Source organism: Actinacidiphila glaucinigra, assembly GCF_035918135.1.
Lineage (GTDB): Bacteria > Actinomycetota > Actinomycetes > Streptomycetales > Streptomycetaceae > Actinacidiphila > Actinacidiphila glaucinigra.
Window position 1 is genome coordinate 2,915,063 of the sequence record NZ_CP109144.1, and the last position, 21,193, is coordinate 2,936,255.

Below are 21,193 nucleotides of genomic sequence, written 5' to 3' on the forward strand. Positions count from 1 at the left end.
GCCGGTACGGACCATTCCGCCCGACATGTGATCGTTCCGCGCCCCGGGGGCGATGTTCATCCCCGTCAGAGCCCCCTAACCTGTAGCGGACCACGTACCGATGGGGGCACACGCATGAGTTCTGGGGGTACGCCGCACACCCTCGTCGACGGCCGCTACGAGCTGCGCCGCCAACTGGGGCGCGGCGGTATGGGCGTGGTGTGGGAGGCGTACGACAACCGGCTCGGCCGTCAGGTCGCCGTCAAGGAACTGCTGTTCCGGGGCGCGCTGGACCCGGAGACGCAGGCCCAGTGGGTGGAGCGGGCGCGCCGGGAGGCGCAGGCCATCGCCCGGATCGGGCACGAGCACGTGGTCGCGGTGCACGACGTGATCGAGGCCGACGGCCAGGTCTGGATCGTCATGGAGCAGGTCAACCCGCACTCGCTGGCCGACCAGTTGCGCGAGCAGGGCCGGATCCCCGCGCTCCAGGCGGCGCAGATCGGCCTGGAGGTGCTGCGCGGGCTGCGCGCCGTGCACGCGGCCGGGGTGCTGCACCGGGATGTGAAGCCGCACAACATCCTCTTCCGCCGGGACGGGCGGGCGGTGCTCATGGACTTCGGGATCGCGACCTTCGAGGGCGCCGCCCAGGTGACGCGGATCCACGAGACCGTCGGCACCCCCCAGTACCTGGCGCCGGAGCTGGCCAGCCGGCTGACGCCCACGCCCGCCGCCGACCTGTGGTCGCTGGGCGTCACGCTCTACGAGATGGTCGAGGGCCGGGCCCCCTTCCGCGGCCCGACGCCGTACGAGGTGCTGGAGGCCGTCCGCACGGCCGAGCCGCCGCCGACGGCGCACGCGGGGCCGCTGCGCCCGCTGATCGACGGGCTGCTGGTCAAGGAGCCGGGGGGGCGGGTGTCCGCGGAGCGCGCCGAGCAACTGCTGCAGCACGTGGCGCAGGAGACCCCGCAGTTCCCGGTCGCCGTCCACCCGGACTACGACCCGGACGCCACGCGGACGGACGCGGGCGCCCTGCCCTCGCCGCGCACGACCGAGCCCGGCGCCGGTACGCCGCCGGTGCACGAGCCCGGGGGCCGGACGTGGCGCCGCCGCTGGTACACCCTCGTCGCGGGCGGGGTGGGTCTCGCGGTCCTGGCCGCGGCCGGCTGGTTCGCCGTCGACCGGCTGCGGGACGACGGGCCGGACCTGTCCGACTCCCCGACCATCAGGACGGCGCGCGAGCGCGGTTACCTCATCGTCGGCGTCAAGAAGGACCAGCCGGGCCTCAGCGAGGCCACCAGGGGTGCCGAGGACGGCTACGAGGGCTTCGACATCGATCTGGCGCGGGCCATCGCCGAGCATCTGGGCTTCAAGAAGGTGCAGTTCACGGTCGTGGACACCCAGTCCCGCGAGTACTTCCTGCGGGCCGGCTACGTCGATTACATAGTGGCCAGCTATTCGATCACGGAGGCGCGCAAGAAGGACGTCGCCTTCGCCGGTCCCTACTACCAGGCCGGACAGGACTTCCTCGTCCGTGAGGACGCCCCCGTGCACAGCGTGCAGGACCTGTTCGGCCGCGAGGTCTGCACCGTCACCGACTCGACGCCCGCGGATCGGCTCCGCAAGGAGTACCCGCAGATAAAGACCGAGCAGCAGGCCTCGTACGGGCTCTGCGTCGACGAACTGCTCGCGCGCAAGGTCGACGCCGTGTCCACCGACGACATCATCCTCGCCGGCTACCGCGCCCAGCACACCAAGCAACTGCGCCTGCTGGGCGTTCCCTTCGGCACCGAGGAGTACGGCGTCGGGCTGCAGAAGAACGAGCCCGAGCTGAAGCACGCCATATGCGACGCCATCAAGCGCGAGATCTCCTCGGGCGCCTGGCGCGCGTCGTACGTCAAGCACCTCAAGCCGCTGGCCTCGCAGAATCTCGCGGACCAGCGGCCGAGACCGGACGAGATGTCCGAGTGCGGTTAGGCCCCGCGCGGCCCGGACGGCCGCGCGGGGCGGCCGTCACCGCAGAGCGAACGTGGTGACCACGGCCGCGTGGTCGGAGGGCCAGGCGTTGCCCGCGACATGCGGCTCGGGGCGGGGCTCCCCGGTGACCAGGGTCGCGGAGTCCAGCACCTTCAGGCCGGACCCGGCGTACAGGACGTAGTCGATCCGGTCCTGCGGCTCGGGCTCGGGGTTCACCGGTGACCAGGTGGTGCCGGGGTCGCGCACGGGGTCCGGGTGGGCCTCGCGGTAGGAGTCGCGCAGTCCGGCGGCCTCGGTGGCGAGGGTGACAGGCCAGGGCACGGGTCCGTACCCGCCTCGCAGGGGCGCCGCCTCGGCGGTCCAGTCCAGGTGGGAGGGGACGTTGAAGTCGCCGACGAGGACGACCGGGACGGTGTCGCGGGCGGCGAGGTCGCCTGCCATGTCGTGCAGGATGTCCCGGATCTGGTCCAGACGTCCCGAGGCGGCCTCGTGCCGGGCGAGCACCTCGACCGGCTGCCGGTCGTGGAGGGCGTCGTAGGGGCCGTACGGGGTGTGGTTGAGGTGCGCGCTCCACAGCGTGACGTCGTGGCCCTCGTCGAGCCGGACGGTGGCGCCGAGGCCGCCGTAGAACGCGCTCGCGGGCAGGCCGTGGCGGGAGACGATCGGGTAGCGGCTGATGACGCCGAGGTTGTCGCCCGCCTGGTGGTGCTCCCAGCCCAGGGCCTCGGCGAGTTCCTTCGCGGAGTGGGTCCGCGTCTCCTGCAGGCCGACGACGTCCACGTCGGCGTCGAGCAGCACACGCAGCTGCTTGTCGCGGTGGTCGTCGACGCGGGCGCCGCCGAGCCACAGGTTCCAGCTCATGACGCGCAAGTGCCGCACCATCGGCTCGCCTGCCGCGACGACCGGCACACGCACGGTGACGGTGGCGGAGCGCCCGTCGGCGTCCGTCGCGGAGACGGCCACCTCCGCGGCGCCGGGCGCGTCGGGGGTCCCGGTGACGGTGCCGTCGGCCGACACCCGCGCCCAGCCGGGGCCCGCGGCCTTGGCGTACGTGACGGGGGCGCCGCGCAGCAGCCCGGCGACGGTGGCCCGGAACGGCTCGCCGACACGGGTGCGGCGGCTGGTGAAGGCGGGCACGAGGAAGGACGGCGGCTGCGCCACCAGGGCCCGCAGCAGGGAGACGCCGGCCCGTTCCAGGCTGCCGAGCACCGCGCGGCCCGCGCCGGGGGCGATCGGCGCCAGGGACGGCACGGCGAGCACCCGGCAGCCGGCGGCCTCGGCGGAGGCGACACCGGTCGGGGTGTCCTCGACGGCCACGCACGCGCCGGGGTCCACGCCGAGGGCGTGGGCGGCGGCGAGGTAGGGGTCGGGGGCGGGCTTGGTGCGGGGGGTGTCGTCGGCGGTGAGGGAGACCGCGAAGCGCTCGGGGCCGAGCACCGCCAGCACGAGGTCCACGACCTCGCGCGGAGACGCCGAGACCAGGGCGATCGGGATGTCGTGCCGGGCGAGTTCGTCCAGCAGCTCCAGCGCGCCGGGGCGGGGCACCGTGCGGACGCGGACCCGCTCGGCGAACTCCCGGTGCAGGACGGCGGCCAGTTCGCCGGCGCCCGTCGCCGTACCGGTCGTGGACGCCAGGTGGGCGGCGGTGTGCTCGACGGCGCGGCCGAGGACCTCGGTCACGTCCGCGTCGCCGAGCACGTGCCCCAGCCCGGCGGCCACCTCGGCGACCGCCTCCCACCACAGCTCCTCGGTCTCGACGAGGGTGCCGTCCATGTCGAACAGGACGGCCTGGAGCGGGTGGTGCGGTGGGTGGGTCACGGGGCTCTCTTTCATCAGCGGTGTGGGGGGATGGGGGGTGCGGTCGGGATCAGACGGCGCGGGCGGTGACCAGGACGGGCCGGTCGGGCAGGGACACGGTGACGGTCGCGCCCGGCGGGAGGGCAGCGGCCTCGGAACTGGCCAGGTCGGCCTTGACCGAGGTGCCGTCGGCCAGTCGCACGGTCACCCGGGTGACGGCGCCGAGGAAGGCGGTCGCCACGACGCGCGCGTCGCCGGTGGGGTCGGCGTCCACGCTCACCGCTTCAGGTCGGACCAGGACGTCCACCTCGGTGCCGGCGGGCACGTCGCCCTGGGCGGGCAGCCGCCGGCCGAGGACCTCGACGAGGCCGCCGTCGGTGAGCCGGCCCTGCAGGCGGCTGTTGGTGCCGACGAACTCGGCGACGAAGGCGGTCGCGGGACGGTCGTACAGTTCGGCGGGCGCGGCGCACTGCTCCATCCGCCCGGCGTTCATGACGGCGACGCGGTCCGCCATGGACAGCGCCTCCTCCTGGTCGTGCGTCACGAACAGTGTGGTGATGCCGAGTTCGCGCTGGAGGCGGCGGATCTCCTCGCGGAGGGTGGTGCGCACCTTGGCGTCCAGTGCGCTCAGCGGCTCGTCCAGGAGCAGGACGCGCGGGCGCAGCGCCAGGGCGCGGGCGAGGGCCACGCGCTGCTGCTGGCCGCCGGAGAGCTGGTGCGGGTAGCGGTCCCCGTGGTCCGGCAGGCCGACGAGCTCCAGGAGTTCGGCGGCGCGGGTGCGCCGCTCGGCGGCGCCGACCTTGCGCATGCGCAGCCCGAAGGCGACGTTGTCGGCCGCGCTCAGGTGCGGGAAGAGGCTGTAGGACTGGAAGACCATGCCCGCGTCGCGGCGGTGCGCGGGGGTCTTGGTGACGTCCTCGCCGTCGACCAGGACCTGGCCGGAGTCGGGGTGCTCGAAGCCGGCGAGCATGCGCAGCGCGGTGGTCTTGCCGCAGCCGGACGGGCCGAGCAGCGCGACGAGTTCGCCGGGCCGGACGGTCAGGTCCAGCCCGTCGAGAGCGGTGGTGGTTCCGAAGGAGCGGCGCAGGGCCCGGAACTCGACGGTGGCGCCGCTGCTCGCGGCGGTCACGGCGTCGGCGACCGGGGCGGGGGAGGTGTCGGTCATCTGTCGGTCACTTCCGGGAGGCGGATGAGGTGGGGCGGCGTCCGCCGACGGCGGCCAGGACGAGCAGCAGCACCCAGGTGACCAGCAGGCTGAGCACCGAGACGGCCACCGACAGCTGGGCCTGCGAGCCGCTGACCGTGACGATCCACACCGCGAAGGGCTGGAAGCCCAGCAGCTGGGCGACGGTGAACTCGCCGAGCACCAGGGCGAGGGTGAGGAAGGAGGCGTTGAGCAGCGCCCCGCGCAGGTTGGGAAGCACGACCCGGATCAGGGCGGCCGGCCAGTTCGCGCCGCAGGACCGGGCGGCCTCTACGAGGGTGCGGACGTCGACCGCCCGCAGTCCGGCGTCCAGGGCCCGGTAGACGAAGGGCAGCGCCATCACGACGTAGGTGAGCACCAGGACGACCGGGAAGGACGGGTTCTGGATGGCCACGAAGGTCTGGAAGAACGGTGTGCTGGCCAGGTGCTCGGGGCCCCAGCGCAGCACGCTGCTGACCCCGGCGACCAGCGCGATCGGCGGCACCACCAGCGGCAGCGAGCAGATCACCTCGACCAGCGGGCGCAGCCGGGACGCGGACAGGCGCAGGGCCACCATGGCGGGCACCATCAGCAGCAGGACGACGGCGATGGTGACGGCCGCGAGTTCCAGGGAGAGCAGCAGGCTGGAGGTGAAGCCCTCCGCCTTGAGGATCTGCCCGTACGCGTCGAAGGTGATGCCCTGGCCGGGGACGTCCACGGTGAAGATCACCGAGGCGGCCAGCGGCACCAGGAAGTAGAGGCCGGCGCCGGCGAGGACGATGCCGCGCCAGGGCCGGATCCGTGTGTCCGTCAGACCAGCCATCGCGCGCTCCGTCGTTGCAGGGGCAGGTAGACCGCCATGACCAGGCCGGCGACGACGATCATGTCGAGGCTCAGGGCCAGCGCCACGTTCTCCTGCCCGACCAGGACGTTGCCGGAGATGGCGTCGGCGATCTGCAGGGTGATCAGCGGCACGGAGCTGCCGACCATCGCCGCGGCGGTGGCGTAGGCGGCGAAGGCGCTGCCGAAGAGCAGCACCAGGCCGCCGAGGAGCGAGGGGGCCAGCACCGGCAGGGCGACGTGCCGCCAGTACTGGCCGTTGGTGGCGCCGTTGTTCTGGGCGGCCTCCCGCCACTGGACGCGCAGCCCGTCCAGCGCCGGGGTCACGGTCAGCACCATGAGGGGGATGAGGAAGTAGAGGTAGACGATGACCAGGCCCCAGAAGCTGTAGAGGCTCCAGCCGTGGTCGGCGAGACCCAGGTGGCGGGTGAGGACGCCCGCGTTGCCCAGGGTCGCCACGAAGGCGAAGGCCAGCGGCACCCCGCCGAAATTGGCGAGCACGCCGGAGGCGGTCAGCACGGCTTCACGCAGGGCGCGGAACCGCGAGGTCACCACGGCCTGCGCGAGCAGCAGCCCGAGCACCGCGCCGATGGCGGCGGAGAGCCCGGACAGCTTCACGCTGCCCCACAGGGCGGTCAGGTAGGCGCCCTGCAGGGAGGTGGTCAGGTTGGCCGTGGTGTACGAGGAGGCCCCGCTCGCGGGGTCCTTGACGGTGAAGGCGCCGTTGATCATGGCGACCGCGGGGGCCCCGAAGCTGATCGCCACGAAGACGAGCAGCGGGAGCACCGCGAGCCAGCCGGCCGAGCGCCGCCGCGCCGGGACGGTGGCCCCGGCAGCGGCGGCGACGGGCGCCGCGGTGGCGGTCATCGGGTCGGTCATCCGGAGACGGCCTTGCCCCAGCCCTGGGCCAGCACGCCCTTGGCCTTGTTCTGCTGGTCGTCGGTCGGGAAGGACGGGGTGCCGGTGACCGGGGGGAGCTTGGCGGCGGCGGCCTTGTCGAGGGTGCCGGCCTTGTCCATGGCGGGCATCAGGACGGGGCGGGCGAAGCCGGCGAGCCACAGGTTCTGGCCCTCGGCGCTGTAGAGGTACTCCTGCCACAGGCGGGCGGCCGCCGGGTGCGGGGCGTCCTTGTTGATCGCCTGCGCGTAGTACTGGGCGTACTGGCCGTCGCTGGGGACGGAGACCTTCCAGTCCACGCCCTTGCTGGCGAACTCCTCGGCGTAACCGGCGTTGAGGTAGTCCCAGTCGATGCTGATCGGGGTCTCGCCCTTCTCGACCGTGGCCGGGGTGGACTCGACGGGGTTGTAGTTGCCGTTCTTCTTCAGCTTGCCGAAGAAGTCGATACCGGGCTGGATGTCGTCGAAGGAGCCGCCGTTGGCCAGCGCCGCCGCGTAGACGCCGCCGAAGGCCGAGCCCGACTTGGTCGGGTTGCCGTTCAGCGCGACCTGGCCCTTGTACTCGGGCTTGAGCAGGTCGGCGAAGGTGGTGGGGCAGTTCTTGACGCGCTTGGCGTCGCAGCCGATGGAGACGTAGCCGCCGTAGTCGTTGTACCAGCGGGCCTGGGCGTCCTTCTGGGCGGCCGGGATGTCGTCGTAGGAAGCGACCTTGTACGAGGCGAACAGGCCCTGCTGCGCTCCGCTGATCGCGAAGGCCGCGCCGAGGTCGAGGACGTCGGGGGCGCGGTCCTGGCCCTTGCGGGAGGTGACGGCGTTGATCTCGTCCTGGCTGGCGGCGTCCGGGGTCTCGTTCTGGATCTTGATGCCGTACTTCTTGGTGAAGCCGTCGATCAGCGCGCCGTAGTTCGCCCAGTCGCGAGGCAGGGCGATCGCGTTGAGCGTGCCCTCCTTCTTCGCGGCGGCGATCAGGGCGTCCATGCCGCCGAATTCCTCGGCGGAGGTCGCGGTGGCCGCGCTCTTGCCGTTCTTGCCGTCGGCGGAGGTCTGCGTGGTGGGGGCCGAGCCGCAGGCGCTGAGGGCCAGCGCGGTCACGGCGAGGCCGGCGGCGAGAGCGGCCGCCTTCGGAAGGGACGCGGGCACGGAAGTCTCCTGGAGGGGAAGTCGGGTCCTGAAGGGCAGGGAGGTCGGGGAGCGCTTCAACTTGTCCGAACAAGTTGGCCTTCAGTAGGCCGGGCGTCAATGGCCTTTCCGTAAACGGCGGGAAAACCTCGGCAAGCCCGCAGAGGGCAGTCGTCCCCTTTCGGCCAAGGACCTGGTGGCAGGCCCGAGGAGCCGTGAACCCCTGCGCGCGATCGGCGCCAAGCTCGTCTACGCTGAACGGTGTTGCGCGCAGACGATGCATGAACGGAAGGGGGCGCGGTGGCGGCACGGCACGAGGAGATCGCCGAGGAGCTCCGGCGGGCCATCGACGACGAGGAGTACACGGTCGGTGCCCTGCTTCCCCCGGAGACGGAACTGGCCGCCCGGTACGGCGTCTCCCGCGGGACCGTGCGCCAGGCCGTCGCCGCGCTGACCGTGGAGGGGCTGATCGGCTCCCGCCAGGGCGCCCGCCGCGTCGTGCTGGCCAGCCGGCGCAGTCAGAGCTTCGCGGAGCTGCGCAGCTTCGCCCAGTGGGCGCGGGCCATGGGCCGTGCCGCCTCAGGCACCGTGGTCCGCGCCGAGACCAGGCCGGCCACGGCGGAGGACGCCACGCGCCTGCACCTGCGCACGGGCACGGACGTGCTGTACGTACTGCGGGTACGCGGTCTCGACGGTGAGTGCGTCCTGGTGGAGCGCACGGTCTACGCCGACTGGATCGCCCCCGCGGTGCTGCGCATAGAGCCGGACTGCGAGTCCGTCACCCAGCGGTTGTACGACGACATGGGCCTGGTCTTCGCCTACGGGGAGCACCTGATCGACGCCGTCTCGGCCGGCACCCGGGACAGCGCGCTGCTGGGCGTGCGGCGCGGCAGCCCGCTGCTGCGCGTACGCCGGGTGACCACCACGCAGAAGGGCCGCCCTGTGGAGTGGTCGGACGACCGCTACCGCTCGGACGCGGTCAACTTCAGCATCCACAACTCGATCGGCTCCAACCCGCTGGCCCGCCAGGCCGGCCCCGGGCTCAGGGAGCCGTTCGCGGCACGGTCAGGGTGACCCGCAGCCCGTGCGGCTCGTTCGGGGCGAAGGCGATGCCGCCGCCGCCCTGGGCGAGCAGCACCCGCGCGATGGACAGGCCCAGGCCCGAGCCGTCCACGTTCTGGTGGCGCGGGCTGCGCCAGAAGCGGTCGCCGATGCGGTCCAGTTCGTCCCCCGTGAGCCCCGGGCCGCCGTCGGCGACGGTCACGTCGATGACTCCGGGGCGTCCCCGCAGTTCGGTGGTGACCAGTACGCGCCCGCCGCTCGGTGTGAACTTCACGGCGTTGTCGATCACTGCGTCAAGGGCGCTGGACAGTGCCACCGGGTCCGCCCAGCCGGTCACCGCTGCGGCGCCGCCGTAGCCGAGTTCGACGCCGTCGCGCTCGGCGACCGGCCGCCACGCCTCGACGCGTTCCGCGGCGAGGGCGGCGATGTCGGTGAGGGCGAGGTTGGCCTCCGCGTGCTCGGCGGTGGCGAGGCCCAGCAGGTCGTCCAGGACCGAGGCCAGGCGCTTGCCCTCCTCCTGCACCGAGGCGATCTCCTCGTGCCCGTCGGGCAGTTCCAGACCCAGCAGCTCGATCCTCAGCAGCAACGCGGACAGCGGGTTGCGCAACTGGTGGGAGGCGTCGGCGACGAAGGCCCGCTGCTGGTCGAGGACCTCCTCGACGTTGTCGGCCATCTCGTTGAACGACCGGGCCAGGCGCCGCAGTTCGGGCGGCCCCCCGGACACGGCCACGCGGGACTTCATCCGGCCGGTGGCGATGTCGTGGGTGACCCGGTCCAGCACCCGGACCGGGCGCAGCACCCAGCCGGTGAGACGGAAGGCGGCCATGACGGCCACGATCATGGCGGCCAGTTCACCGGCCGCGAGCAGCAGCCAGCCGCGCAGGATGCGCGAGCGCATGGCGCCGGTCGGCGAGTCGGTGAGCACCACCGCGACGACGTCGCCGTCCCGGACGACCGGGGAGGCGACCGGCAGGGAGCGGTGCTGCCAGGGCCAGATCTGGGTGGGGTCGTGGCTGCGCCGCCCGGCGAGGGCCTCGCTGTACGCGGTGAAGGCCTCGCCGCCGGTGGGCAGTGTCCAGCCGGGCGGGGCCGAGGCGATCGGCTTGCCGTCGCGGTCGAAGACGCCGGCCCTGATGCCGTAGACCTCCTGGTACTGCAGCAGTTCCGCCCGCAGCGTGCTCTCCCGTTCCCCGGCGCCGTCGGTGCTGACGTACTGCGCGAGCGCGGCGAAGCGCGCGGTGTCGTCGATGCGGTCCACGACGACCCGCTGCTGCTGGGTGGCGGCCAGGCTGGCGGCGAGCGGGAAGCCGAGCGCCAGCAGCACACCGGCCATCAGCACGATGAGCAGCGGCAGCAGCCGGGCATGCACGGAGGAACGGCCCCCTAGCCGGAGGGCACGACGAGGCGGTAGCCGACCCCGCGCACGGTCTCGATCAGGGAGGGCAGGCGCAGCTTGGAGCGCAGGGACGCCACATGCACCTCGAGGGTGCGCCCGGTCCCCTCCCAGCTCGTCCGCCACACCTCGCTGATGATCTGCTCACGGCGGAAGACCACTCCGGGCCGCTGCGCGAGCATCGCGAGCAGGTCGAACTCCTTGCGGGTCAGCGCGACCGGCTCGTCGCCGACGGTGACCTTGCGGGTGGCCAGCTCCACCTGGACCGGGCCGAGCCCGATGACGTCGGGGGCCTGCGCACCCTCCGCCTCGGGCCCCGCGGACGCCTCCTGCGCCTTGCGGCGGCAGACGGCGTGGATACGGGCGAGCAACTCACCGGTGTCGTACGGCTTCACCACGTAGTCGTCGGCGCCGAGGTTGAGTCCGTGGATGCGCGACCGCACGTCGGCGCGGGCGGTCACCATGATCACGGGGATGGCCGTGCGCAGCCGGATGCGGCTGCACACCTCGAAGCCGTCCTGGTCGGGCAGGCCGAGGTCGAGCAGGACCACGTCGAAACCCGGACCGTGGTCCGGCAGCAGCGCGTGCAGCGCCTCCTCGCCGCTGCGGGCGTGGGTGACCTGCAGTCCGTGCTTGGCCAGCACGGCCGCCAGCGCGGCGGCGACCCGGTGGTCGTCCTCCACGAGCAGCAGTCTCATCCGTTCACCTCCCGCGGCTCGGCCCTTCACACTCCCGCAATCATGCTCTACCACCGAATACACGCCGATCGGCCACGTGCGCGTCAAGCGCAGCCCGGCCCTGTGCGGCGACTGTTACGGAGCCGGTACGCTGCACAACCGGCCGGGCTCACCCACAGTGCCGGATTTGTGCCAGCCGGTGACCGGATCGTAATGCTCAAGTTCCCCTCAGATGTGCTGACTCCGTTCGCCAAGCGTCAATAGGGTGATCGCCAAGGTCTGGTCAACCGACGAGGATGGAGCACACGCCGATGACCGAAGTGCCGGTGACCAAGGACGCCGTGACGGCGCCCGACGACCTGGTCGTACTGAAGGACGTGAACAAGCACTTCGGCGCGCTGCACGTGCTCCAGGACATCAACCTCAGCATCGGCCGCGGCGAGGTCGTGGTCGTCATCGGCCCCTCGGGGTCGGGCAAGTCGACGCTGTGCCGGGCCGTCAACCGCCTGGAGACGATCGACTCGGGTCTGATCACGATCGACGGGAAGCCGCTGCCCCAGGAGGGCAAGGAGCTGGCCCGGCTGCGCGCCGATGTCGGCATGGTCTTCCAGTCCTTCAACCTCTTCGCGCACAAGACGGTCCTGGAGAACGTCACGCTCGGCCAGGTCAAGGTGCGCAAGGCCGGCAAGAAGGCCGCCGAGGACCGCGCCCGCTCCCTGCTGGACCGGGTGGGCGTGGGCAGCCAGGCGGACAAGTACCCCGCACAGCTCTCCGGGGGCCAGCAGCAGCGCGTGGCGATCGCCCGGGCGCTGGCGATGGAGCCGAAGGTCATGCTCTTCGACGAACCGACCTCGGCGCTCGATCCGGAGATGATCAATGAGGTGCTGGAGGTCATGCAGCAGCTCGCACGCGACGGGATGACGATGGTTGTCGTCACCCATGAGATGGGCTTCGCCCGGTCCGCCGCGAACCGCGTCGTCTTCATGGCGGACGGGCGGATCGTCGAGCAGGCGACGCCCGACCAGTTCTTCAGCAATCCCCGGAGCGACCGGGCCAAGGACTTCCTTTCGAAGATCCTTCACCACTGAGAGCGACACCGACGGTTCGCCGACCTAAGGATGATCACGATGAGCTTCCGTACCACTGCCGCCGCCGCTCTGGCCGTCCTGGCGCTGACCGCCACCGCCACCGCGTGCGGCAAGGAGGGCTCGCCCTCCTCCTCCGGCACCCCTGACAAGAGCGGTTCCAGCAGCGCCGCCGCCGCCGAGCTGCCCACCTACACCGTCAAGACCGGCGTGGACCTGGCCGGCTCCAAGACCTGGGACCGCATCAAGAAGAACGGCAAGCTCGTCGTCGGTGTCAAGGCCGACCAGCCGAACCTGGGCTACCAGGACCCGGGCAGCAAGAAGTACTCCGGCTTCGACATCGAGATCGCCAAGATGATCGCCGCCGACCTCGGCTTCGACGAGAGCAAGATCGAGTTCAAGACGATCCAGTCGGCCAACCGCGAGACCGCCCTCTCCGGCGGCCAGGTCGACTACTACGTCGGCACGTACACCATCAACGACGAGCGCAAGAAGTCCGTCTCCTTCGCCGGCCCGTACTTCGTCGCGGGCCAGGACCTCCTGGTCAAGAAGGGCAGCGGCATCAAGAGCACGGACGACCTCAAGGGCAAGAAGGTCTGCTCGGCGACCGGCTCCACCTCCATCCAGCGCATCAAGGACGGCGGCTACGGCGCCGAGCCGGTCGAGTACGACTCGTACTCGCTGTGCGTGCAGAACCTCGCCTCCGGCCAGGTGGACGCGGTGACCACGGACGACGCCATCCTCAAGGGCTACGCCGCCCAGGACCCGGCCAACCTCGAGGTCGTCGGCAAGCCGTTCTCCGAGGAGCCCTACGGCGTGGGCCTGCTCAAGGACGACAAGGTCCTCCAGGAGGCGCTCACCGCCGCCCTGAAGAACCACGAGGACAACGGCGACTGGAAGAAGGCGTACGACGCCACGCTCGGCAAGTCCGGCGCGAGCGCCGAGATCCCCCAGCTGGAGTCCTGAAACGGCCGGGACCCGGCCTGAGCCGGGTCCCGTCCCCCCTCCCCGGCACAGCCCGAGCCTGATGCGCCGGCGGCCGGGAGCGGCCGTCGGCGCACCCCCTTCGGAGAATCGATGAACGTACTGCTGGACAACTTCGCGCTCTTCCGCGAGGGGTTCCTCGGCACGGTCGAGCTGACCGCGCTGAGCGGGGCGATCGCCCTGGTGCTCGGGCTGATCATGGCCGCGTTCCGGGTGTCCCCGGTGCCGCCCCTGCGCGCCTTCGGCACGGCATGGGTGACCCTGCTGCGCAACACCCCGCTGACCCTGCTCTTCTTCATCGCGGTGCTGGTACTGCCCCGGCTGGGGCTGAACACCTGGAGCTTCTTCCGGCTCGCCGTGCTCGCCCTGAGTTGCTACACCTCGGCGTTCATCTGCGAGGCCGTGCGCTCGGGCATCAACACCGTCCCGCTCGGACAGGCCGAGGCCGCCCGCAGCCTCGGGATGACCTTCACCCAGACCCTGCGGCTGATCATCCTGCCGCAGGCCACCCGGACCGTGCTGCCGCCCATCGGCAGCCTGCTGATCGCGCTCACCAAGAACTCCGCGATCGCCGGTGGCTTCAGCGTCACCGAGCTGTTCAGCGTGCAGAAGGCGCTCGGCGAGGAGGGCTACGACATCTTCGCGACCTTCATCTGGGTGGCGGTCGCCTACCTGGTCCTCACCCTCCTCATCAGCGCGGTCTTCCGACTGCTCGAGAACCGGCTGGCGGTGGCCCGATGAGCGCGAACGTCCTCTTCGACGCGCCCGGCCCCCGGGCCAGGATCCGCAACCGCGTCTTCGGCGCACTCGCCGCCCTGGCGATCCTGGCGCTGCTGTGGTTCGTCTACCGGCGGCTCGACGACTCGGGGCAGTTCGCCTCGTACCTCTGGGAGCCCTTCCAGTACACCGACATCCAGCAGCGCATCGTCGACGGTCTGGTCGCCACGCTGAAGGCCTTCGCGCTCGCCGCGGTCTTCTCGCTGGTGCTGGGCGCGGCGCTGGCGGCGGGCCGGCTGTCGGACCACGCCCCGGTGCGCTGGGTGGCGACCGTCGTCGTGGAGTTCTTCCGCGCGATGCCGCTGCTGATCATGATCTTCGCGCTGTACGTGGGCGTCTTCACCTCCGCCCCGCTGTGGGCGCTGGTGATCGGCCTGACCCTGTACAACGGCTCGGTGCAGGCGGAGATCTTCCGGGCCGGCATCAACGCCGTGCCGAAGGGCCAGCGCGAGGCCGCGTACGCGATCGGCCTGCGCAAGACGCAGGTCATGGTCTTCGTGCTGATCCCGCAGGCGACCCGGGCGATGCTGCCGTCGATCATCAGCCAGCTGGTGGTCACCCTGAAGGACACCTCGCTCGGCTACATCATCACCTACGAGGAGCTGCTCTACACCGGCAACCTCATCGCCAAGAACAGCGCGGGTTTCCCCTTCATCCCGATGATCATCATCGTGGCGCCGATCTACATCCTGATGTGCCTGGCGCTCAGCGCGCTGGCCAACTGGATCGAGCGGCGCGGCCGCCGCAGCCGCAAGGGCGCGCCGCCCAAGGCCGGCGACATCAAGGCGGTGGAGGCCGCAGCGGAGTGACGGTGCGCCAGGCGTACCACCGCGCGGCAGGTGTGGTCACTTGACGCACGCACGCGCAGTAGGTTGCATACGCAATGTGACTGCACAACTTCCCGGGACCCGGCCGTGGACCCGGTGATCATCGCGGGGGCGGGTCCGGTCGGGCTCGCCCTCGCGCTCTGCCTGGCCCGGCACGACGTGCCGAGCATCGTCCTCGACGAGCACGACCACCCGCCCGCGCTCTCCCCGGAGCGCACGGCCGTACTGAGCCCGGAGACCGCCGGGCTGCTGGTCCGGCTCGGCCACCGCCGGCTGTACGAGTCCGGCGCGACCTGGGACGCGTGGCGGACGCTGCGCCGCCGGCAGGAGACCGTCCGGGTGGAGTTCGGCGACCGTGCCTCCGGTGGGCAGGGCCCCTCCCCGCTGCACATCGGGCAGGAGCGCCTGGAGCGCGGGCTGCGCGGGGCCCTCGCCGAACAGGCACTGGCGCGGATCGTGCCGGGAGCCCGCATCGAGGCGGTCGAGCAGGACGAACGCGGTGTCAGCGTCCGCACCAGGGGTGCCAACGCCACCTGGTGGCGCGGCAGTTACCTGATCGGCTGCGACGGCCCGCGCTCCACCGTGCGCAAGCTGCTGGGCGTGCGTTTCCCCGGCCGTACGGCCGTCGACCGGCACGCCGTGGCCGCCCTGCGGGTCGCGCTGCCCGACGAGGGCGTGGCGCTGCTGCACCGCGAGCCGCCGGGGCCGGGCGCGGGCCCGGAGGTGACGGCCCGTCCGCTGCCGGACGGGGTGTGGCGGCTGGACTGGCTGCTGCCGGCGCGCGGAGAACCGCTCACCTCCGACGAGCTCGTCTCGCGCGTCCGCGGCACCCTGACGGCCTGGTGCGGAAGCGTTCCTCCGTACGAACTGCTGGGCTCCGCCGAGTACCCGGTGCACCAGCGGCTGGCCCGGCGCTGGCGCGCCGGACGCGTCTTCCTGGCCGGCGACGCGGCGCACCTCATGGGCGCACTGGGCGCCCAGGGCCTGGAGGAGGGCCTGCGCGACGCCGACAACCTCGCCTGGAAGCTCTCCCTGGCCTGGCACCACGGGGCGTCGGACACCCTGCTCGACAGCTACCAGGCCGAACGGCGCGGCGCGGTGGGCGCCCGGCTGCGGGCCACCGACCAGGTGCTGCCGCTGCTGCGGACGAGCGGTGTCTGGCACACGGTGCGGCGCTCCGTGCTGTCCGGCTCCGCCCGGCGGTACGCCGAACTGCTCACCGACGGCCACCTCGGCCGGGGCGCGCTCGGCGCCCCGCCGGTCTACGCCCGCTCACCGCTCGCGCTGCCCGCCCCTCGCGGGGCGGGCGCCGCGGCCTCGGCCTCCTCGGCGGCCGCGCCGTCGCCGCTGCTGGTGTCCTGCGCCACTCCCCCGGGCGGCGCGGTCGTCGACGTCCCGGTCACGGCGCTCGACGGCTCCCGCGCGCACCTGTACGAGCGTCTCGGGCGTGACCTGCTGGTCGTCCTGGTCGCGCCGGGCACCGGGGTGTGGGAGAGCCGGCACTGGCTCACCGCGGGCCTGATGCCCCGGCTGGCCAAGGCGGTGGCGGCCCTGCCCACCCGGGCGGAACTGCTCGTCACGGAGGCCTATCCGGGGTCGACGGCGCACAGCGTGCTGCTGATCCGCCCGGACGGCCACCTGGTGACCGTGATGACCGGCTGCCGGCCGACCGAGCTGTACGCCTACGCCGACCTCGCCCGCGGCGGGCCCCCGAGCGCCGTCCAGGACCGCGTCCCCCACTGACGGACCCCGGCCCGGGCCCGGCCGGGGTCCGCTGAACGGACCGGGCCCCGGCCGACGGGCCCGGTCCGTTCAGCGGGCGAACTCCGTGGCACGGGACTCCCGGACGACGGTGACGCGGATCTGGCCGGGGTAGGTGAGTTCCTCCTCGACCTGCTTGGCCACGTCGCGGGCGATGACCTGCGCCTGGATGTCGTCCACGTCCTCCGGGCGCACCATGACCCGGACCTCGCGTCCGGCCTGCATGGCGAAGACCTTGGAGACGCCCGTGTGCGCGGCGGCGATCTGCTCCAGCCGCTTGAGCCGGCGGACGTAGCTCTCCAGGGTCTCGCGCCGGGCGCCGGGACGCCCGCCGGAGATGCCGTCGGCGGCCTGGGTGAGGACCGCCTCGACGGTGCGGGGGGCGACCTCGTTGTGGTGGGCCTCGATGGAGTGGACGACGTCCTCGGACTCGCCGTGCCGTCGCGCCAGGTCCGCGCCGATGAGGGCGTGGCTGCCCTCGACCTCGTGGGTGAGGGCCTTGCCGATGTCGTGCAGCAACGTGCCGCGCTTCGCCACGGCCGGGTCGACGCCGAGCTCGGCGGCCATCATGCCCGCGATGTGCGAGGACTCCAGGAGATGGCCGAGCACGTTCTGGCCGTAGGAGGTGCGGTAGCGCAACCGCCCCAGCAGCGTGACCAGTTCGGGGTGCATGTCGGTGATGCCGATCTCGGTGAGCGCGTCCTCTCCGTGGCGCACGCACAGCTGCTCGACCTCGGCCTGCTTGCGCTCGTAGACCTCTTCGATGCGGTGCGGGTGGATGCGGCCGTCGGTGACGAGTGCGTCCAGGGCGAGCCGGGCGACCTCGCGTCGCACCGGGTCGAAGCAGGAGAGCAGCACCGCCTCGGGCGTGTCGTCGATGATGAGGTTGACTCCGGTGACGGCCTCGAAGGCACGGATGTTGCGGCCCTCGCGGCCGATGATCCGGCCCTTCATCTCGTCGCCGGGCAGTTGCAGCACCGACACCACGGACTCGGCCGTCTGCTCGGTGGCCACCCGCTGGATGGCCCCGGCGACGATCCGCCGGGCGCGTTCCTCACCGCGGTCGCGGGCGGCCCGCTCGATGTCGCGGGCGATCACCGCCGCCTCGCGCTTGGCCTGTTGCTCTGCGGAGCGCACGAGGTCGGCGCGGGCCTCGACGGCTGTGTAGGCGGCGACGCGCTCCAGGACCTCGCGCCGCTCGTCCTCCAGCCGGTTGAGCTCGGCGCGGCGGCGCTCCAGTTCCTCGCGTTCCTCCGCCACTTCACGGCGGCGCCGGTGGAGTTGCTCCGACTCGGCGTCGATACGGGCCTCCCGGTCGGCGAGCCGCTGCTCACGCCGCTCCAAGTCGGCCCGGATCTCGCGGGCTTCCTCCTTGGCGGTGGCCCGGATCTCCCGGGCCTCACGCTCGGCCGCCGCCCTGAGCTGTTCGCGTTCCGCGCGGAGCCGTCGGAGCAGCACGCCCGCGGTGGCTGCGACGCCCGCGGTGACGGCCACAGCCACGGCCGTGAACACGGATTCGGTCCCCAGCGCGATGCCCATGGCACCAACTCCCGTATCTCTGAGGACGCGATCCCTCACCCGTTGTGAGGCTAAGTCGACTCAGAGGCACGGTCAAGGAACCTCAGCGAAGGTTCAGTCGGGCAGGTAGTACTCCAGCGCCTCCGGGTCCTCACCCTCCTCCTCCAGGGCACGGCGGACCACCCTCAGGGCGAGCCCTTCCGCGTACCCCTTGCGGGCGAGCATCCCGGCGAGCCGGCGGATCCGTTTCTCCTTCTCCAGACCGCGGGTGGCCCTGAGCTTGCGATCGACGAGGGCGCGGGCCGTCTCCTCCTCCTGCTCCGCGTCGAGCTGCCCCACGGCGTGGCCGATCGCCTCGGCGTCCACCCCCTTGGTGCGCAGTTCCTGGGCGAGGGCACGCCGGGCGAGGCCCCTGCCGCGGTGCCGGGACTCGACCCAGGCGTGGGCGAACGCCTGGTCGTCGATGAGCCCGACGTCCTCGAACCGTTCCAGCACCTGCTCCGCCGCCGCCTCCGGGATGTCCCGGCGGCGCATGGCGTCGGCAAGTTGCTTTCGGGTGCGGGGGGTCCCGGTGAGCAGGCGCAGACAGAGCGCCCGCGCCTGCTCCACAGGGTCAAGTGGGCGCTCTTGCTCCGCCCTGGGCCCCTCCTGCCCGAGTGCGGGCAAGGAGGGGGAGAAGGAGTCACCACGGTCCTTGCGCCGGGATGCCACCGTCAGGCCTTGGCGGCCGCGGCCTTGGTCGCCTTGACGGCCTTGGGCGCCGGGACGGTCGCGGCGTCGGCCTTGGCCGGGTCGGCCGCTGCAGCGGCGGGAGCGGTCGCGTCGGCGCCGGCCTCATCGGCCGCGGCCTCCGGCCGGACACCGATGCCGAGCTTCTCCTTGATCTTCTTCTCGATCTCGTCGGCGAGGTCGGGGTTGTCGCGCAGGAAGTTGCGCGCGTTCTCCTTGCCCTGGCCGAGCTGGTCGCCCTCGTAGGTGTACCAGGCACCGGACTTGCGGATGAAGCCGTGGTCCACACCCATGTCGATCAGACCGCCCTCACGGCTGATGCCCTGGCCGTAGAGGATGTCGAACTCGGCCTGCTTGAAGGGCGGCGCGACCTTGTTCTTGACGACCTTGACGCGGGTGCGGTTGCCGACCGCGTCCGTGCCGTCCTTGAGGGTCTCGATACGCCGGATGTCCAGCCGCACGGAGGCGTAGAACTTCAGCGCGCGGCCACCGGTCGTGGTCTCCGGCGAGCCGAACATCACGCCGACCTTCTCGCGGAGCTGGTTGATGAAGATCGCGGTGGTCTTGGACTGGTGGAGCGCACCGGTGATCTTGCGCAGCGCCTGGCTCATCAGACGGGCCTGCAGACCCACGTGCGAGTCACCCATCTCACCCTCGATCTCGGCCCGCGGCACGAGGGCCGCCACGGAGTCGATCACGATGAGGTCCAGCGCGCCGGAGCGGATCAGCATGTCGGTGATCTCGAGGGCCTGCTCGCCGTTGTCCGGCTGGGACAGCAGCAGGGAGTCGACGTCCACGCCGAGGCGCTTGGCGTAGTCGGGGTCGAGGGCGTGCTCGGCGTCCACGAAGGCGACCTTGCCGCCGGCCCGCTGGGCGTTGGCCACCGCGTGCAGGGTCAGGGTCGTCTTGCCGGAGGACTCCGGGCCGTAGACCTCCACCACGCGGCCGCGCGGGAGACCGCCGACGCCGAGGGCGACGTCCAGGGCGGTGGATCCCGTCGAGATGACCTCGATGGGCTCGTTCGGCCGATCGCCGAGGCGCATGACGGCACCCTTGCCGAACTGCCGTTCAATCTGTGCGAGCGCGGCGTCGAGCGCCTTGTCGCGGTCGGTTCCTGCCATGGGTTCCACCCTGGGTGTCTGAGTCGTTCGCTTCACGTCCATGACGCTACTGCCTGCCACTGACAACGCGTCCCGACGCCGCCCCCGGCCTGTGGACAACCCACGGGAGTCCGTGAAAACCCTTGGGAAACCGGGCCCGGGACATCCATGAGAATGGATGTTCGATTTTCGTGTCAAGCGACCCGCGGACCTCAGGTGCCCCCGTCGTCCGCCCCGCCCCGGCCGTCCCGCCGGTCCCGCACGTCCCCGGAGGCCCCCTCGGAACCGGTGCCCGGCCCGCCCCGGCCGGCCCCGCGCGACCGCCACCGGAACAGCGGGCGCCGCTGCGGCCCGTGCGCCCGCGGGTCCGTGACGGCGTACCGCTTCACGTATGCCCCGAGGAAGCCCTGGAGCGTCGCCGTCGCCGGGATCGCCACCAGCGCGCCCACCGCCCCCAGCAGCGCGGTGCCGGCGATCACCGATCCGAAGGCCACCGCGGGGTGGATGTCGACGGTGCGCGCGGTGATCCGCGGCTGCAGCACGTAGTTCTCGAACTGCTGGTAGACCACGACGAAGCCCAGCACCCACAGCGCGTCCCACGGGTCCTGCGTGAACGCGATCAGCATCGGCAGCGCCCCCGCCAGGTACGTGCCGACCGTCGGCACGAACTGCGAGACGACGCCGACCCAGACCGCCAGCGCAGGCGCGTACGGCACCCCGATGACCACGAACAGCACGTAGTGGGCGACGGCGGAGATCAGCGCCATCAGGGCCCGCGAGTACAGGTAGCCGCCGGTCTTGGCCACCGCGATCTCCCACGCCCGCAGCACCTCGGCCTGCCGGGCCGGCGGCAGCACCGAGCAGACGGCACGGCGCATCCGGGGCCCGTCGGCGGCGAAGTAGAAGGTGAACAGGCCGATCGTCAGCACCTGGAAGACCCCGCCGAGGACCGTCGCCGACAGCCCCCACACGTTGCCCGCCTGCCGCTGCACATAGGTGCGCAGCCAGTCGGAGTGCAGCACGTTCTCCTGCAGCTTGCCGACGGACAGGTCGGTGCCGAAGGTCTGGTTGACCCACACGACCACGTCGTCGACGTACTCCGGCAGATTGCTGCCGATCGAGGTGATCTGGTCCACCAGCAGCGAGCCGAGCAGCACCACGAAGATCCCGCCCGCGGCGAGCACGACCAGGAACACCAGCCCGGTCGCCCACCCCCTGCGCATCCCGCGCGCGGCCATCCAGTCCACCGCCGGCTCGATCGCCAGGGCGGCGAAGAAGGCCAGCAGGATGTTCACCAGCAATCCGATGACCTGGTGGAACGCCCAGTTCGCCAGCTGGAAGGCGGCCAGCAGCGCGATCGCCAGCACCATCGCCCTCGGCAGCCAGCGCGGCATCGCCGAACCCCCCGCACCCTCCCCCGCACCCGTTCCGCGTCCCGGTTCCCCGGGCTCCCCCGGGGACCGCGGACCCCCGGTCGCCCCGGCTATCGTCT

General features: G+C 72.1%; 17 protein-coding genes and 1 pseudogene. 7 read left to right on the forward strand and 11 right to left on the reverse strand.

Going from position 1 to position 21,193, the window contains the following annotated elements; translation table 11 throughout:
* The first annotated feature begins 114 nt into the window (after positions 1 to 114).
* Positions 115 to 1,953: a bifunctional serine/threonine-protein kinase/glutamate ABC transporter substrate-binding protein gene (locus OIE69_RS12740; protein ID WP_326572099.1), complete on the forward strand. Its 1,839-nt coding sequence runs from the start codon at positions 115 to 117 to the stop codon at positions 1,951 to 1,953.
* Between the two features lie 36 nt (positions 1,954 to 1,989).
* Here OIE69_RS12740 and OIE69_RS12745 read toward each other — a convergent pair whose 3' ends face one another.
* From OIE69_RS12745 to OIE69_RS12765, 5 genes are read right to left on the reverse strand one after another with little or no spacing between them, the layout of a single operon-like run.
* Positions 1,990 to 3,771 carry an HAD-IA family hydrolase gene (locus OIE69_RS12745; protein ID WP_326572100.1) on the reverse strand — a complete coding sequence of 594 codons (1,782 nt, stop codon included), beginning with the start codon at positions 3,769 to 3,771 and terminating at the stop codon, positions 1,990 to 1,992.
* Between the two features lie 49 nt (positions 3,772 to 3,820).
* Positions 3,821 to 4,915: an ABC transporter ATP-binding protein gene (locus tag OIE69_RS12750; protein ID WP_326572101.1), complete on the reverse strand. Its 1,095-nt coding sequence runs from the start codon at positions 4,913 to 4,915 to the stop codon at positions 3,821 to 3,823.
* A 7-nt stretch (positions 4,916 to 4,922) separates the two neighbouring features.
* Positions 4,923 to 5,756, reverse strand: coding sequence for an ABC transporter permease (locus OIE69_RS12755; protein WP_326572102.1), 834 nt, complete (start codon positions 5,754 to 5,756; stop codon positions 4,923 to 4,925).
* On the reverse strand, positions 5,744 to 6,640 hold the full coding sequence (locus OIE69_RS12760) for an ABC transporter permease (RefSeq protein WP_326581108.1): 897 nt from the start codon (positions 6,638 to 6,640) through the stop codon (positions 5,744 to 5,746). The genes OIE69_RS12755 and OIE69_RS12760 overlap by 13 nt, the downstream gene beginning before the upstream one ends.
* Before the next feature lie 8 nt (positions 6,641 to 6,648).
* Positions 6,649 to 7,809 (reverse strand): ABC transporter substrate-binding protein, encoded by a 1,161-nt coding sequence (locus OIE69_RS12765; protein ID WP_326572103.1) that lies wholly within the window; start codon positions 7,807 to 7,809, stop codon positions 6,649 to 6,651.
* 279 nt (positions 7,810 to 8,088) lie between these two features.
* Between OIE69_RS12765 and OIE69_RS12770 the strand changes: the two genes are divergently transcribed.
* On the forward strand, positions 8,089 to 8,862 hold the full coding sequence (locus tag OIE69_RS12770; RefSeq protein ID WP_326572104.1) for a GntR family transcriptional regulator: 774 nt from the start codon (positions 8,089 to 8,091) through the stop codon (positions 8,860 to 8,862).
* Here OIE69_RS12770 and OIE69_RS12775 read toward each other — a convergent pair.
* Together OIE69_RS12775 and OIE69_RS12780 are read right to left on the reverse strand one after the other, a co-directional pair.
* Positions 8,831 to 10,219, reverse strand: a complete 1,389-nt coding sequence (locus tag OIE69_RS12775) for a sensor histidine kinase (RefSeq protein ID WP_326572105.1) — start codon at positions 10,217 to 10,219, stop codon at positions 8,831 to 8,833. The genes OIE69_RS12770 and OIE69_RS12775 overlap by 32 nt on opposite strands.
* 14 nt (positions 10,220 to 10,233) lie before the next feature.
* On the reverse strand, positions 10,234 to 10,941 hold the full coding sequence (locus tag OIE69_RS12780; protein WP_326572106.1) for a response regulator transcription factor: 708 nt from the start codon (positions 10,939 to 10,941) through the stop codon (positions 10,234 to 10,236).
* A 290-nt stretch (positions 10,942 to 11,231) separates the two neighbouring features.
* On the opposite strand from OIE69_RS12780, the gene OIE69_RS12785 reads away from it, so the two are divergent.
* From OIE69_RS12785 to OIE69_RS12805, 5 genes are all read left to right on the forward strand, one after another.
* A complete protein-coding gene (locus tag OIE69_RS12785; RefSeq protein ID WP_326572107.1) occupies positions 11,232 to 12,008 on the forward strand; it encodes an amino acid ABC transporter ATP-binding protein in 777 nt (258 codons plus the stop codon).
* A gap of 39 nt (positions 12,009 to 12,047) precedes the next feature.
* A complete protein-coding gene (locus OIE69_RS12790; protein WP_326572108.1) occupies positions 12,048 to 12,971 on the forward strand; it encodes a glutamate ABC transporter substrate-binding protein in 924 nt (307 codons plus the stop codon).
* A 111-nt stretch (positions 12,972 to 13,082) separates the two neighbouring features.
* Positions 13,083 to 13,730, forward strand: coding sequence for an amino acid ABC transporter permease (locus tag OIE69_RS12795; protein ID WP_326572109.1), 648 nt, complete (start codon positions 13,083 to 13,085; stop codon positions 13,728 to 13,730).
* Complete coding sequence (locus OIE69_RS12800) at positions 13,727 to 14,575, forward strand: amino acid ABC transporter permease (protein WP_326572110.1); 849 nt, start codon at positions 13,727 to 13,729, stop codon at positions 14,573 to 14,575. The genes OIE69_RS12795 and OIE69_RS12800 overlap by 4 nt, the downstream gene beginning before the upstream one ends.
* Before the next feature lie 105 nt (positions 14,576 to 14,680).
* Positions 14,681 to 16,336, forward strand: a complete 1,656-nt coding sequence (locus OIE69_RS12805) for an FAD-dependent monooxygenase (RefSeq protein ID WP_326572111.1) — start codon at positions 14,681 to 14,683, stop codon at positions 16,334 to 16,336.
* A gap of 69 nt (positions 16,337 to 16,405) precedes the next feature.
* Here the strand turns inward: OIE69_RS12805 and rny are convergent, their stop codons facing one another.
* The 4 genes and pseudogenes from rny to OIE69_RS12825 all read right to left on the reverse strand — a co-directional run bounded on the left by rny (position 16,406) and on the right by OIE69_RS12825 (position 21,095).
* Positions 16,406 to 17,893, reverse strand: a complete 1,488-nt coding sequence (gene rny / locus OIE69_RS12810; protein ID WP_326572112.1) for a ribonuclease Y — start codon at positions 17,891 to 17,893, stop codon at positions 16,406 to 16,408.
* Between the two features lie 93 nt (positions 17,894 to 17,986).
* Positions 17,987 to 18,637: pseudogene (gene recX, locus OIE69_RS12815) on the reverse strand (recombination regulator RecX); the annotation flags it as partial.
* Complete coding sequence (gene recA, locus OIE69_RS12820; RefSeq protein ID WP_326572113.1) at positions 18,586 to 19,722, reverse strand: recombinase RecA; 1,137 nt, start codon at positions 19,720 to 19,722, stop codon at positions 18,586 to 18,588. The pseudogene recX and the gene recA, both read right to left, overlap by 52 nt.
* Positions 19,723 to 19,913: 191 nt before the next feature.
* Positions 19,914 to 21,095, reverse strand: coding sequence for an AI-2E family transporter (locus tag OIE69_RS12825; protein WP_326572114.1), 1,182 nt, complete (start codon positions 21,093 to 21,095; stop codon positions 19,914 to 19,916).
* Positions 21,096 to 21,193: the final 98 nt, after the last annotated feature.

What these genes read in the sequence shown, in the direction of transcription:
- OIE69_RS12740 (WP_326572099.1), top strand. Translation starts at nt 115, where the DNA reads ATGAGTTCTGGGGGTACGCCGCACACCCTCGTCGACGGCCGCTACGAG.
- OIE69_RS12750 (WP_326572101.1), bottom strand. Translation starts at nt 4,915, where the DNA reads ATGACCGACACCTCCCCCGCCCCGGTCGCCGACGCCGTGACCGCCGCG.
- OIE69_RS12755 (WP_326572102.1), bottom strand. Translation starts at nt 5,756, where the DNA reads ATGGCTGGTCTGACGGACACACGGATCCGGCCCTGGCGCGGCATCGTC.
- OIE69_RS12760 (WP_326581108.1), bottom strand. Translation starts at nt 6,640, where the DNA reads ATGACCGCCACCGCGGCGCCCGTCGCCGCCGCTGCCGGGGCCACCGTC.
- OIE69_RS12780 (WP_326572106.1), bottom strand. Translation starts at nt 10,941, where the DNA reads ATGAGACTGCTGCTCGTGGAGGACGACCACCGGGTCGCCGCCGCGCTG.
- OIE69_RS12785 (WP_326572107.1), top strand. Translation starts at nt 11,232, where the DNA reads ATGACCGAAGTGCCGGTGACCAAGGACGCCGTGACGGCGCCCGACGAC.
- OIE69_RS12790 (WP_326572108.1), top strand. Translation starts at nt 12,048, where the DNA reads ATGAGCTTCCGTACCACTGCCGCCGCCGCTCTGGCCGTCCTGGCGCTG.
- OIE69_RS12795 (WP_326572109.1), top strand. Translation starts at nt 13,083, where the DNA reads ATGAACGTACTGCTGGACAACTTCGCGCTCTTCCGCGAGGGGTTCCTC.
- OIE69_RS12800 (WP_326572110.1), top strand. Translation starts at nt 13,727, where the DNA reads ATGAGCGCGAACGTCCTCTTCGACGCGCCCGGCCCCCGGGCCAGGATC.
- rny (WP_326572112.1), bottom strand. Translation starts at nt 17,893, where the DNA reads ATGGGCATCGCGCTGGGGACCGAATCCGTGTTCACGGCCGTGGCTGTG.
- recA (WP_326572113.1), bottom strand. Translation starts at nt 19,722, where the DNA reads ATGGCAGGAACCGACCGCGACAAGGCGCTCGACGCCGCGCTCGCACAG.
- OIE69_RS12825 (WP_326572114.1), bottom strand. Translation starts at nt 21,095, where the DNA reads ATGCCGCGCTGGCTGCCGAGGGCGATGGTGCTGGCGATCGCGCTGCTG.